9 protein-coding genes are annotated in these 13,125 nt (G+C 69.9%); 5 read left to right on the forward strand and 4 right to left on the reverse strand.

Features of this window, described 5'->3' with window-relative positions:
* The first annotated feature begins 16 nt into the window (after positions 1-16).
* The 3 genes from ACWY4P_RS42850 to ACWY4P_RS42860 all read left to right on the forward strand — a co-directional run bounded on the left by ACWY4P_RS42850 (position 17) and on the right by ACWY4P_RS42860 (position 6,255).
* Positions 17-331, forward strand: coding sequence for an acyl carrier protein (locus tag ACWY4P_RS42850; protein WP_456206233.1), 315 nt, complete (start codon positions 17-19; stop codon positions 329-331).
* Positions 332-410: 79 nt separating this feature from the next.
* Positions 411-1,292: an alpha/beta fold hydrolase gene (locus ACWY4P_RS42855; RefSeq protein WP_456206234.1), complete on the forward strand. Its 882-nt coding sequence runs from the start codon at positions 411-413 to the stop codon at positions 1,290-1,292.
* Position 1,293: 1 nt separating this feature from the next.
* On the forward strand, positions 1,294-6,255 hold the full coding sequence (locus tag ACWY4P_RS42860) for a type I polyketide synthase (RefSeq protein ID WP_456206235.1): 4,962 nt from the start codon (positions 1,294-1,296) through the stop codon (positions 6,253-6,255).
* Positions 6,256-6,342: 87 nt separating this feature from the next.
* Here the strand turns inward: ACWY4P_RS42860 and ACWY4P_RS42865 are convergent, their stop codons facing one another.
* Positions 6,343-7,614, reverse strand: a complete 1,272-nt coding sequence (locus tag ACWY4P_RS42865) for an activator-dependent family glycosyltransferase (RefSeq protein ID WP_456206236.1) — start codon at positions 7,612-7,614, stop codon at positions 6,343-6,345.
* A 223-nt stretch (positions 7,615-7,837) separates the two neighbouring features.
* Between ACWY4P_RS42865 and rfbA the strand changes: the two genes are divergently transcribed.
* Together rfbA and rfbB are read left to right on the forward strand one after the other, a co-directional pair.
* Positions 7,838-8,746 carry a glucose-1-phosphate thymidylyltransferase RfbA gene (rfbA, locus tag ACWY4P_RS42870; RefSeq protein WP_456213251.1) on the forward strand — a complete coding sequence of 303 codons (909 nt, stop codon included), beginning with the start codon at positions 7,838-7,840 and terminating at the stop codon, positions 8,744-8,746.
* Positions 8,743-9,735, forward strand: coding sequence for a dTDP-glucose 4,6-dehydratase (gene rfbB / locus ACWY4P_RS42875; protein WP_456206237.1), 993 nt, complete (start codon positions 8,743-8,745; stop codon positions 9,733-9,735). The genes rfbA and rfbB overlap by 4 nt, the downstream gene beginning before the upstream one ends.
* A gap of 40 nt (positions 9,736-9,775) precedes the next feature.
* Here rfbB and rfbH read toward each other — a convergent pair whose 3' ends face one another.
* From rfbH to ACWY4P_RS42890, 3 genes are read right to left on the reverse strand one after another with little or no spacing between them, the layout of a single operon-like run.
* The gene (gene rfbH / locus ACWY4P_RS42880) at positions 9,776-11,080 is read right to left on the reverse strand and encodes a lipopolysaccharide biosynthesis protein RfbH (protein WP_456206238.1); all 1,305 of its coding nucleotides are present in this window, start codon (positions 11,078-11,080) and stop codon (positions 9,776-9,778) included.
* Entirely contained in the window at positions 11,077-12,117 is a 1,041-nt protein-coding gene (locus tag ACWY4P_RS42885; RefSeq protein WP_456206239.1) for an NAD-dependent epimerase/dehydratase family protein, read from the reverse strand. The genes rfbH and ACWY4P_RS42885 overlap by 4 nt, the downstream gene beginning before the upstream one ends.
* A gap of 25 nt (positions 12,118-12,142) precedes the next feature.
* Positions 12,143-13,090 carry a putative sugar O-methyltransferase gene (locus ACWY4P_RS42890; RefSeq protein ID WP_456206240.1) on the reverse strand — a complete coding sequence of 316 codons (948 nt, stop codon included), beginning with the start codon at positions 13,088-13,090 and terminating at the stop codon, positions 12,143-12,145.
* Positions 13,091-13,125: the final 35 nt, after the last annotated feature.

Here is a 13,125-nt window from a genome sequence, read left to right on the forward strand (position 1 = left end):
CGAGAAAGGTACAGCTGTGGAACCCATCGAAGAGTCAACCAGCGACCCCGCGCTGGCCGAGCAGCTCGCAACCGCGACGCCGGAGGAGCGCCAGCAGCTCCTGCGAGGGCTGGTGCTCCGCCATGCCGCCGAGATCCTCGAAGCTCCGGAACTGGACGAGGAGAGCAACTTCGTGGAGAACGGTCTGACCTCGCTGCGGGCCCTGCAACTGTCCAAGAGCCTGATGAACGACACCGGGGTCGAAGCCCCCCTCGTCGCGATCGTCGAGCACCCCACCCCCACCCTGCTGGGCAAGTTCCTGGCGGAGGCCTACGAAGCGGACGCGGCCTAGGGCTCGTCAGGGCGCTTGGACACCCGGTGCGACCGGACACCCGTCTTGTCCTATCTCCAGGAGGCATGGGATTTCCGTCATGAAGCTGTCCGTTGCCGTGGACCACGGAGTGACGTTGAGGGTGCGGCACCGGCCGGGCGGCGACGGCCGGCCGTTCCTGCTGCTCCACGGGCTGAGGTCCAACGCCCGGATGTGGGACGACGTCGCCGACCGGCTGGCGGCCGCCGGCCATCCCGTCTACGCGCTCGACATGCGTGGGCATGGTGACTCCGACCTGCCGGAGCACGGGTACGACAACGCGACCGCCACGGCGGATCTGGTCACCGTCTGTCGCGAGCTGCGGCTGACCGGGGCGCTGCTCGCCGGACACTCCTGGGGCGGGAACCTCGCGGTGCGGCTCGCGGCCGAACACCCCGAGTTGGCCGACGGCCTCGCGCTGGTGGACGGCGGCTGGATCAGCATGGTCGACACCTCCCAGGGCGGCCCCGCCCGGGAGAAGGTCGTGGAGATGGTCGGGCGGTCACACTCCCAGGTTTCCGGGATGACCGCTGCGACCCTGCGAGAAACCCTGCGCGGCCTTCACCCGACCTGGTCGGCGGCCGCTGTCGAGGCAACCCTCGCCGACCTGGCCGAAGGGCCGGACGGGCTGCTCGTCCCGCGGCTGCCGCTGGAGAAGCTGCTGTCGATCCTGGAGAGCATGTGGGCGGACCCGCCCGCCCGCTGGTACCCCGGCATCACGGTGCCCGTGATGCTGTGCAGCACCCTGCCCGTGCACGTCCCCATGCTGAGCGACCTGGCGCGGAAGTGGGTGGCGGAGGTCGAGGCGGCCCTCCCGCAGGCGGATCCCCGCTGGTACGTCGGCGCCGACCACAACGTCCACGCGGATCACCCCGCGCGGGTGGCCGGCGACCTGCTCGACCTGGCGGGCACCGTGGACAAGCCGGCATCGGAGAGGCCCTGACATGGCGAATGACGAGACGAAGCTCCTCGACTACCTCAAGCGCGTGACGGCCGACCTGCGCGAGGCCCAGCGCCGGCTCAAGGACGTCGAGTACGCCCAACACGAGCCCGTCGCGATCATCGGCGTCGGCTGCCGGTTCCCCGGCGGTGTCAGCTCCCCCGACGACCTGTGGGACCTGGTCGCCGCGGGCCGTGAGGGCATCGGGAGCCTGCCCACCGACCGAGGCTGGGATCTCGGAGCGCTCTACGATCCCGATCCCGACCACCCGGGCACCAGCTACGTGCGCGGGGGTGGATTTCTCTACGACGCCGATCAGTTCGACGCCGGATTCTTCGGGATCGGTCCGCGCGAGGCGGTCACGATGGCCCCGCAGCAGCGGCTGGCGCTGGAGGTGACCTGGGAGGCGATCGAGCACGCCCGCATCGACCCGCACACGTTGCAGGGCAGCGCCACCGGTACCTACCTCGGCTGCGACGGCCTCGACTACTTCCTCAACTCCCTCCAGGTGCCCGAGGGCGCCGCGGCCCATCTGACGACCGGCAACTCGCCGAGCGTGGTGGCCGGGCGGGTCGCGTACACCCTCGGCCTGGAAGGCGCCGCGGTCACGCTGGACACCGCATGCTCCTCGTCCCTGGTCGCGATCCACCTGGCGTGCCAGGCGCTTCGGCAGGGAGAGGTGACGCTGGCGCTGGCCGGCGGGGTTTGCGTCATGTCCTCACCGGCACCGCTGGTCGGCTTCAGCGAGATGCGCGCCGTGGCCCCGGACGGGCGTTCGAAGCCCTTCTCGGCGGACGCCGACGGCATGACCCTCGCGGAGGGCGCCGGAGTCGTCCTGCTGGAGCGTCTGTCGGACGCCCGCCGCAACGGGCACCGGGTGCTGGCGGTCGTCCGCGGCACCGCCGTCAACGAGGACGGTGCCAGTAACGGTTTGACGGCGCCGAACGGTCCGTCGCAGCAGCGCGTCATCCAGCAGGCGCTGGCCAACGCCCGCCTTGCGCCTGCGGATGTGGACGCGGTCGAGGCGCACGGGACGGGCACCAGCCTCGGCGACCCCATCGAGGCCCAGGCGCTGCTGGCCACCTACGGCCAGAACCGGCCGGAGGGGCGGCCGGTGTGGCTGGGGTCGATCAAGTCCAACATCGGCCATACCCAGATGGCCGCCGGTGCCGCGGGCGTGATCAAGATGGTCATGGCACTGCGTCACGAGATGCTGCCGAGCTCCCTGCACATCGGTTCGCCCAACCCCCACGTGGACTGGGACAACGGCGCTCTGAGCCTGCTCCGGGAGGCCGTCGCGTGGCCGCGCGCCGCGCAGCCCCGGAGGGCGGGCGTGTCCTCCTTCGGATTCTCGGGGACCAACGCGCACCTGATCCTGGAGGAGGCACCCGAACCTCCCCCCGGCGCGGCCGCCGAACGGCCGGCAGACCGGGTCACGCCGTGGGTGGTGTCGGCACGCGGCGCGAAGGCGCTGCGCGGCCAGGCCCGGCGGCTACTCGACGCGACGGCCGTCGGCGGCGAGCAGGAGGCGGTTGGCTGGTCGCTGGCGACCACGCGCGCGACGTTCGCCGACCGGGCGGTGATCACGGGCCGGGATGCCGGCACCCTGCGGGCGGGCCTGGCCGCGCTGGCGGCCGGGGAGGACCATCCGGCACTGGTACGGTCCACGGCCGCGGCGCCGCCCCCCGGGTGGCAGGTGTTCCTCTTCTCCGGGCAGGGGAGCCAGCGGCCGGGCATGGGGGCCGAACTGTACGAGCGTTTCCCGGTCTTCGCCGAGGCCTTCGACGAGGCGTGCGCGCTGCTCGATCCGCAGCTGGACCACCCGCTGCGCGACATCGTCCTCGCCACCGACGAGGAAACCGCCGACCTCGTCCACCACACCACCTACACGCAGACCGGGTTGTTCGCGGTGCAGGTGGCGCTGGCACGGCTGCTGCACGCCTGCGGCGTGCGGCCCGACGCCGTGATCGGACACTCCATCGGCGAAGTCGCCGCCGCACACGTGGCCGGAGTGTTCTCCCTGGAAGACGCCTGCCGCCTCGTCGCCGCCCGCGCCACCGCACTCGGCGCCCTGCCGCCCGGCGGCGCCATGACCGCCCTCGAAGCCACCGCCGACGAGGTCGCCGAAGCTCTCGCCCCCTATGACGGCCAGGTCAGCATCGCCGCCCTCAACGCCCCCACCAGCACCGTCATCTCGGGACCGGCGCAGCTGGTGGACAAGGTCGGCGCGGCCTGGAAGGAACGCGGCCGCAAAGCCAAGGCACTCACCGTCAGCCACGCCTTCCACTCCTCACTCGTGGAACCAGCCCTCGACGGCTTCCGTGACGCCATCGCCGACCTGACCTTCCACCGACCGTTCATCCCCCTGATCAGCAATCTGACCGGACAGCCGGCCGGCGAGGACATCGCCACCCCCGATTACTGGGTGCGCCACGTCCGCCAACCCGTCCACTTCCACCCGGCCATCACCCACGCCGCCCCCCACACCGCCGTCTACCTCGAAATCGGCCCCGACCCCGTCCTCATACCCCCGGCCCAGGACACCCTCGACACCCTGCGGGACGCCCCCCGGGCCACCGCACCCCTGCTGATCCCGACTCTGACCCGCACCCAGCCCGACACCCAGGCCCTGGCCCACTCCCTCGCCCGTCTCCACACCCACACCCCCGTCGACTGGAGCCCCTGGTTCACCCACCCGGCCACACCGCCCACCGTCGACCTGCCCACTTACTCCTTCCAACGCGACCGCTACTGGCTGGCCCCGGCCCGCCCGGCCGGTGGCGACGGTTCGCAGGATCCGGTCGAGGCCGAGCTGTGGGAAGCCATCGAGGACCACGACGTAGAGACTCTCGCGCGGGTGCTGGAGCCTGACGGCGACGCCAAGGGCGCCCCCTCCGCCGAGGACATCGAGGCACTGCGGCCGGCCCTGCCCGTGCTGTCCACCTGGCGCCGCCGCCACCGCGAACGCGCCACCCTGGAGTCGTGGCTCCACCGGATCCAGTGGACGCGGCTGCCCGAGCCCGACCGGCCGACGATGAGCGGCACCTGGCTGCTGCTCGTCCCCGCCGGCCACGAGAACCACCCGGCGGTGCGGACGGCGATCCAGGCCCTGACCGAGCACGGCGCCGACGCCACAACCTGCCCCGTCGACTCCGTCACCGGCCGTCAGGCGCTCGCCGAACGCCTGACCGCCCTGCGCTTCGAAACCTCGTCGTCGACCGCTCCCATCGGCGTGCTCAGCCTGCTGGCCCTCGACGAAGGTCCCCATCCCGATCATCCGGCCGTGCCCGCCGGGCTCGCCGCCACCATGACCGCCATCCAGGCGCTCGGCGACTCGGACATCACCGTGCCGCTGTGGTGCCTCACCCAAGGGGCGGTGTCCACCGGGCAGGACGACCCGCTGCCCCATCCTCTCCAGGCGCAGAGCTGGGGGCTGGGCCGGGTCGCCGCGCTCGAACATTCCCAGCGGTGGGGCGGCCTGGTGGACCTGCCGACCGACCCCGACCAGCGGACCCCGGCTCGACTGGCGGCCGTGCTGGCCGGCGCACCGGCGGGAGCCCAGCCCGAGGACCAGACGGCGATCCGGGCCACCGGGGTGCTGGCACGCCGCCTCGTCCGCACCCCCACCGGGCACGCCAGGCCCAGCCGGGACTGGCGGCCCCAGGGCACCGTGCTGATCACCGGTGGCACCGGTGGCATCGGCGGACGGCTGGCCCGGTGGGCGGCCGAACATGGCGCCGCCCACCTGGTTCTCACCAGCCGCCGCGGCCCCGACGCGCCCGGTGCGGAGGAACTGGCCGCGGAACTGCGCGGCTTGGGCGCCACGGTGACCATGGCCGCCTGCGACGCGGCCGACCGCGAAGCCATGCGCGGCATCCTGGACGCGATCCCCGCCGAGCACCCGCTGTCCACCGTCATCCACGCCGCAGGCGTCAGCGAGCACGACGCCATCGCCGACGCGGACACCGCGCACCTGAATCGGCTGCTCGAACCGAAGGCGCTCGCGGCCCGGCACCTCCACGAGCTGACGCAAGCCCTGGACCTTTCCGCGTTCATCCTGTTCTCCTCGGTCTCCGCGGCCTGGGGCAGCGGGGGGCAGTCCGCCTACGCCGCCGCCAACGCCTACCTGGACGCGCTCGCCGATCACCGCCGCGGACTCGGCCTGCCCGCCACGTCGGTGGCCTGGGGGCTGTGGGGTGAGGTGGGCATGGCTACCGCGGCCGACGACGTCGACTTCTTCCGCCGCCGCGGCCTCTATCCCCTCGACCCCCGGCTGGCCGTCGCCTCCCTGCAGCAGGTGGCCGAACGCCGGGAGAACGCCGTGGTCGCCGCTGTTGACTGGCGGCGTTTCCTGGAGAGTTTCACCGCGCTGCGCCCCAGCCCCCTGCTGGGTGAACTCCCCGAGGCCGCCGAGGCGCGCAAGGAGGAACCGCGGCCGGCGCCCGAGGAGACGGACCAGCTCAGGCGGAAGCTCGCCGGCAGCGCACCGGCCGAGCAGCACCACATCCTCGTACGGCACGTACAGGCACATGCGGCCGGCGTCCTCGGCCACGCCGCCGCGGACGACGTCCCGCCCACCAAGCCCTTCCAGGAGTTGGGCTTCGACTCGCTCAACGCCGTCCAGCTGCGCGACCGGCTCAACGCCAGCACCGCGCTGCACCTGCCCACGACCGTTCTGTTCGACTACCCATCGGCCGAGGAACTCGCCCGCCATCTGCACGGGCTGCTCGTCACCGACGCGGCCTCAGGCGAACAGCGGGTCATGTCGGAACTCGACGGTTGGGATGTCGCCCACGCACCGGACGCCGTGGACGAGGCCGCCCGCTCCCGGATCGCCGCACGGTTGCGGCTGCTGGCCGACAAGTGGGCCGATCCGGCCCCCGCCGCCGGGTCCCACCACGACCTGGAGACGGCGACGGCGGAGGAGATCTTCGACCTGATCACCAATGAGTTCGGGAAGTCCTGACCAGAACGCCGCATCCCGGCGCGCCGAGTGGGTCGGTGCGCCGGGATGCGGGCTGTCACGTCGGTACCGGCTCCGGGCCGATGCCTCTCAACGAGGGGCGTACTCGGCCGCCAGCTTCTCCAGTTCGGGGACCACGTCATTGGGGGATGGCTGAGCCAGCATCTCCTGACGGAGCCGCTCGGCTCCGGACCGGAACGATGGATCCTCCAGCAGCCGGACCAGGTCCTCCCGGACCCTCGGCCCGGTCATGTCCTCGGGCGGAATCCACAGCCCGGCCCGGGCTTCCTCAAGACGTTGGCCTCGCACCCGGGCGTCCTGAGCGGTGAGGCTGACCATGAGCTGCGGGACTCCGTGCGCCAGTGCGCCGCAGAAAGCCGGGACCCCACCGTGGTGCATCACGGCGGAACATGAGGAGATGATGGCGTGCAGGGGCACGAAATCAACGATTTTCGTGTTCTCGGGTACCCGCTTGAGTTTTTGCTGAATACTCTCGGAGAGTGTCAGCACCAGCTCGATGTCCAGGTCGGCCACCGAGTCCAGCATTTCTTGGATCTGGCCGACGGGAACAGGCTGGCTCCCGGCCACGCTCCACATGCTCACCCCGAATGTGGCAAGGATGCGCGGCGCTTCTGGCTCGTGGTGAATCCAGTGCGGCACCACGGAAGGGCCGTTGTGCGGGACGTAGCGAACGGAAACGTTCCGCAGGTCGCTTGCCGACCTTATCGAATCCGGCATCTGATCGATCGTGAACTGGCCCGTCAACAGTTCTTCCGAGGCATCAAAGCCGTACTTCGATGCCCACTTGCTCATCCATTCTTCTACCGGGTCGTCGCGGTCCTCCGGCGCCTGCTGCGCCCGCAGCGTCAGAAAGCGTTGGCGCAGCTGGGTTCCCACATCGATGGCGAGGTGCATCCGCGCGTGCGGCACTCCCACCGCGGCGGCAGCGACCGAGCCGGCGTAGCTCATCGATTCCCAGACCACCAGATCGGGCTTCCACCAGCGGCAGTAATCCACCAGGTCCTCGATCATCGAATCATTCGAGGCCTCGATGATCATGGCGAAGACGGTGTGGAACGCCTTCAGGTTCTCCCAGGAGAGCTGTTCCTCACGGCCGTATTCGATTTTGGGTAACACCATGCCGCTCTGGGCAGCCCGCTGGATAATCCTGTCTCCCTTTTCCTGGAGGGGCGGGCCCGATCCGACAGCTACCGCAGTCAGTCCTGTTCCGGTGATGACGTCGGTGAACTCGGGACTGCTCGCGACATGGACATCGTGGCCCGCGGTGCGCAGCGCCCAGGCCATGGGCACAGTGAGATAGAGGTGGGTTTTCCAGGGGAATGTGACGAACAGGACGCGCATGGCTACCGTCTCCTCACCGGTTGCCGTGGGCAACCGATCTCGCTCGCCTCGTCCCAATATGCTATCGATGCCTCTTAAGTGGATCTTACGCCTCGGCCGCCGTTTTCCGGCTCCCCTGTGGCGCGATAATCGGTTCGATGTTAGCCGAGCTTTAGGCGGGTGAGTGACGATGTGATGGAACCACAATGCCGTGGTGATATTTCGGCGTCGTCAGGATTCCATGATGAAGGGTATCATTCTCGCGGGAGGAAATGGGACACGGCTGCACCCTCTTACCTTGGTGGGGTCGAAGCAGCTGGTTCCCGTTTACGACAAGCCCATGATCTATTATCCGCTGTCCGTTCTCATGTTCGCGGACATCCGGGAGATCCTCGTCATCACCCGCCCCACCGAAATGCCGATGTTCCAAGAACTCCTCGGAGACGGTAAGCATCTGGGACTGAGCATCAGTTATGCCTCTCAGGAGAAACCGCGGGGGATCGCCGACGCCTTCCGGGTCGGCGCGGACCACATTCGCGGTGAGGACTGCGCGCTGATCCTGGGCGACAACCTCTTCCACGGCGCGAAACTGCCAACACTGCTCCGCCGCAGCGCGGAGAGGCTGCGCGGGTGCGTGCTGTTCGGTCACGAGGTCGCCGATCCCGGACACTTCGGCGTCGCCGAGGTCGACGACCGAGGCCGGCTGGTGTCCATCGAGGAGAAGCCGGAGCGGCCCCGGTCGAATCTGGCCATCCCCGGCCTGTACTTCTTCGACGGCGGCGTCGTCGACGTCGCCAAGCGCCTGGTGCCCTCGGCCCGGGGCGAGCTGGAGATCACGGACGTCCTGCGCGCCTACCTGGAGGACGGCCTGGCCGAGCTGGTATGGCTCGGCAGGGGCGTCACATGGCTGGACACCGGCTCGCACGAGAGCCTCCTGGACGCGGGGCGCTTCGTACGCGACCTTCAGCACCGTCAGGGCACGCGGCTCGGCTGCGTCGAGGAGATCGCCATGTACATGGGATTCATCGGAGCCGACGAGTGCCACGCGCTCGGCGCCAGGATGAGCACATCGCCCTACGGCCAGTACGTCATGGACCGTGCGCTCGCGTACCGGCAGGGCCTGCCGCCCGCGCGCTTTCTGGAGGAGATATGAACCTCCTCGTCACGGGTGCCGCGGGATTCATCGGGTCCACGTATGTGCGGAGTCTCCTCGCGCGGGGCGGCCAGGAGTGGGGCCCCGACGTGTCGCGTGTCACGGTGCTGGACAAGCTCACCTACGCCGGGACGCTGAGTAACCTCGAACCCGCCGATCCCCGGCTGACCTTCGTCCACGGTGACATCTGCGACGCCGGTCTGGTCGACACGCTGATGGCGCGGGCCGGCCAGGTGGTCCACTTCGCCGCCGAATCCCACGTCGACCGCTCCATCGACGGCGCCGACCCTTTCGTGCGCACCAACGTCGAGGGCACCCACACACTCCTTCAGGCCGCCCTGCGCCACCAGGTGGAGCGCTTCGTCCATGTGTCCACCGACGAGGTCTACGGCTCCGTCGCGACCGGAACCAGCCCCGAGACCGCGCCCCTGGACCCCAATTCGCCCTACGCCGCTTCCAAGGCCGCGTCGGACCTGATCGCCCTCGCGTACCACCGCACCCACGGGCTGGATGTGCGCATCACCCGGTGTAGCAACAACTACGGTCCCCGCCAGTTCCCCGAGAAGGTCATCCCGCTGTTCATCACCAATCTGCTCGACGGCGAGGACGTGCCGCTGTACGGCGACGGGCTCAACGTGCGCGACTGGCTGCACGTGGAGGACCACTGCCGCGGCGTGGAGCTGGTGCGCACCAAGGGACGCCCCGGCGAGATCTACAACATCGGCGGCGGCACGGCGCTGACCAACCGGGAGCTGACCGGCCGTCTGCTCGACGCCTGCGACGCCGACTGGAGCCGCGTACGCCACGTCGCGGACCGCAAGGGGCACGACAGGCGCTACGCGGTCGCCGACGACAAGGCCAGGGACGAGCTCGGCTACCGTCCACGGCACGATTTCGTGGCCGGGCTGGCCGAGACGGTCGCCTGGTACCGGCACAACCGCTCCTGGTGGGAGCCGCTCAAGCGCTCCGCTCAGCCGACACACCGATGACCGCGCGGCCCCCGCGCGGTCATCGGTGTGCCGACGACGCTCAGCGGTGGTTTCCGATGAACTCGGTGATGGAGGAGACGACGTAGTCGATCATCTCCTCGGTCAGCCCCGGATAGACGCCGACCCAGAACGTGTGGTCGGTGATGATGTCGCTGTTGGTCAGCTCGCCGCACACCCGGTGCGGCGCCTCGGCGTGCGCGGGGTGGCGCGTCAGGTTCCCGGCGAACAGTCGACGTGTCCCGATCTTGCGGGACTCCAGGAAGTCGACGAGCTCGGCGCGGCTGAACGGGGCCCGCGGGTCGACGGTCAGGACGAACCCGAACCAACTCGGATCGCTGCGCGGCGTCGCCTCCGGCAGGATCAGCCACGGCAGCCCGGCCAGCCCTTCGCGCAGCTGCCGCCAGTTGCTCCGCCGGGCCGAGCAGAACGCGTCGAGCTTGTCGAGCTGGGTCAGCCCGAGTGCCGCCTGGAGGTCCGTCGACTTCAGGTTGTATCCGATATGGGAGAATATGTACTTGTGGTCGTAGCCGGCCGGCAGCGTGCCCATCTGGTAGCCGAACCGCTTGCGGCAGGTGTCGCTCTCGCCCGGCTCGCACCAGCAGTCCCGGCCCCAGTCCCGGAGCGACTCCACGATCCGCGCCAGCACGAGATTCGAGGTCAGCACGCAGCCGCCCTCTCCCATGGTCAGATGGTGCGCGGGATAGAAGCTGACGGTCGTCAGATCGCCGAACGTGCCCGCCAGTTGCCCGTCGTAGGTGGACCCCACGGCGTCGCAGGTGTCCTCGATCAGCACCAGGTCGTGGTCCTGCGCGAGCCGCGCCATCTCCGTGGCCTCGAAGGGGTTGCCCAGCGTGTGCGCCATCATGATCGCCCGGGTGCGCGGCCCGATCGCCTCCGCCACCCGCTCGGCCGTGGCGTTGTACGTCCCCAGCTCGACATCTACGAAGACCGGGACCAGCCCGTTCTGCAGAATCGGGTTGACGGTGGTCGGGAAGCTCGCCGCCACCGTGATGACCTCGTCACCCGGGCGCAGCCGGCGGTCGCCCAGCAGATGGGAGGTCAGCGCCGAGACCGCCAGGAGATTCGCGGACGACCCGGAGTTCGTCAGATGCGCCTTGCGCCGCTTCATCCGGCGCGCGAAGGACGACTCGAATTTCCGTGAGGCCTTCCCCGCGGCGATCCGCATCTCCAGCGCGGCCTGCACCAGCGCGACCCGGTCGTCCTCGTCCAGCACCGCGCCCGAGGGCCAGATCTCGGTGACCCCGGGGATGAAGCCCCGCCCCTCCTGGCTGTCCTGGTGATACTTGCGCACCTCGTCGAGAATGCGCGCGACACGTTCGCTCATCTACCGTCCTTCCCATGGCTGTTCCGGGGTCCGCAGGCCGTCGCCGCCCGCATCGTCGCGGGCGGCGGCACGCCGGCGGCCGCGAGCAGATCGCGCACCGACTCCCGCAGGGTTCGCCGCGGCGACCAGCCCAGCAGGCGCCGCGCCCGTCCGATGTCCAGTCGTTGCCAGGCCGCGTCCGAACGCGTCTGGTGCAGGTCCGGGTCCTCGACCACGCGCACCGGCAGCCCGCTGAGGGAGATCATCAGGTCGACCAGCGCGCGCACCGGCACTGCCCGACCGCCACCGATGTTGACTGCGCCGCCGGTGACCGCGCGGGACGGTGCCAGGGCCGCCGCGACCACCGCGTCGGCCACGTCCCGGACGTCCACCAGGTCGCGGTGGTCCTGCAGGGGCGCGAGCCGCAGCTCGTCGTGGCCGGCCGCCAGGTGCGCGGCCACAGCCCCGGCAAGGCTGTTGCCCGGGGCTCCCGGGCCGCAGGCCACGGAGACCCGCAGCACGGTCCCGTCCACGCCGAGCTCGGCGGCGGCCCGGAGCACGGCCTGAGACCCGAGCAGCTTGGTGCGGCCGTACACGGTGGTCGGAGCGGTCGGCCAGTCCTCGCCGATCGACGTCCCCGGGTCGGCCGGGCCGTACTCGTAGGCGCTGCCCAGGTGGATCAGGCGCGGTCGGCCCTGGAGCCCGGCGACGGCCCCAACCAGCCGGTTCACGAACTCGGAGTTGACCTCGGCCATCTGCCGTTCGCCGCCGCCCCAGACCGCCCCCGAGGCGTTCACCAGGACCCGCGCCCGCGTATCGGCGCAGAGCCGGGCCAGCTCGGCGGGGGTGGCCGCGGTCAGGTCCAGGCGTACCGAGCGGCAGCCGTCGCCGTCCACGGCGGCGCGGGCGCCGCGGGAGACCCGCACCACCCGCGCGCCCGCGGCGCCGAACGCCGAGCAGATGTGCCGCCCCAGATACCCGGAGCCTCCCAGGATCAGGACCGGCGTGCCGACCGGCGCGTTGTCGCGGCGGTGCGGGAGCACCGGAGAGGCGGCCATGGTTCCCTCCCGGGAAGACGGGGTGCTACGGAAGGTCGCTGCCGGTCTTCTCGCTGCCTGTTTTCCTGCTGCCTGTTTTCCTGAAGATTGCCTGCCGGAAGTAGCTCCAGGGAATGCCCCGCGCGTCGGCGGCGCACGTCCATCCGTCGCCGGGCCGGTAGGCCTCGATGAAGGCGGGCACGGCCGCCTCTACTGCCTCGCTGTCGTGGATGTCGAGCACCTGCCGCAGCGGCCCGGTCTCCATGGCCAGCCGCACGGCCTCCTCGCCCTTCTGGTGGCCGTCCATGCTCTTGTCCCGGAACTTTCCGACCGGGTTCTTCACGAAGAACGCCCCGCATTTCTCGTCGATCAGGCGCAGATAGGCCTCGACGGTGTCGGGGGTCATCTCCGTGAAGGAATGCACGTTGACGCACAGGTCGAAGCGGTCCGAGCTCAGGGCGGTGCCGATGTCCTCGACCTGGACGAACTTCATCTTCGAGAACTGCTTCTCGTCCAGGACCTCGCGAAGATACGTCCTGCTCAGAGCGAGGGTGTTCTTCAGGTCGATGATGGTGTAGGAGGCGATGTCGTAGTTGGACAGCATCGCGTGGCATGTGCGGCCGTACCCTGCGCCGATCTCCAGGACTCGGGCGCCGCCCAGGTCCAGCTCCTTCTCGATGAATCCGAGCTCGAGCGCCGCCTGGAGATAGTCCAGACAGACGGTTTTGCCCTCGTAGCGAACCGTGACCGGGTCTCCCACGTCACGATTGTGGACATTCTCGATTTTCGACCATTCGTCGTCGCTCAGCCGCGTGGCCAGCTCGTAGACGAGGGCCCTCAGATACCTGACCCCGTTGGCCGTGGGATCCCAAAGAGCGATATTGAAATTCCGTCGGTCCGACTTGAATCCGGTCAAGTCGGCGGCCGCGTCCTCAGTGACCCAGAGCTCATTGATGCGCTCCCACTGTCGGCTGGCCTGAAAACCCTTCGCCATCCCGCCCTCCTACTCCATCGGCGATGGTCACATTC

The sequence above is a fragment of the Streptomyces sp. LZ34 genome (assembly GCF_053890475.1).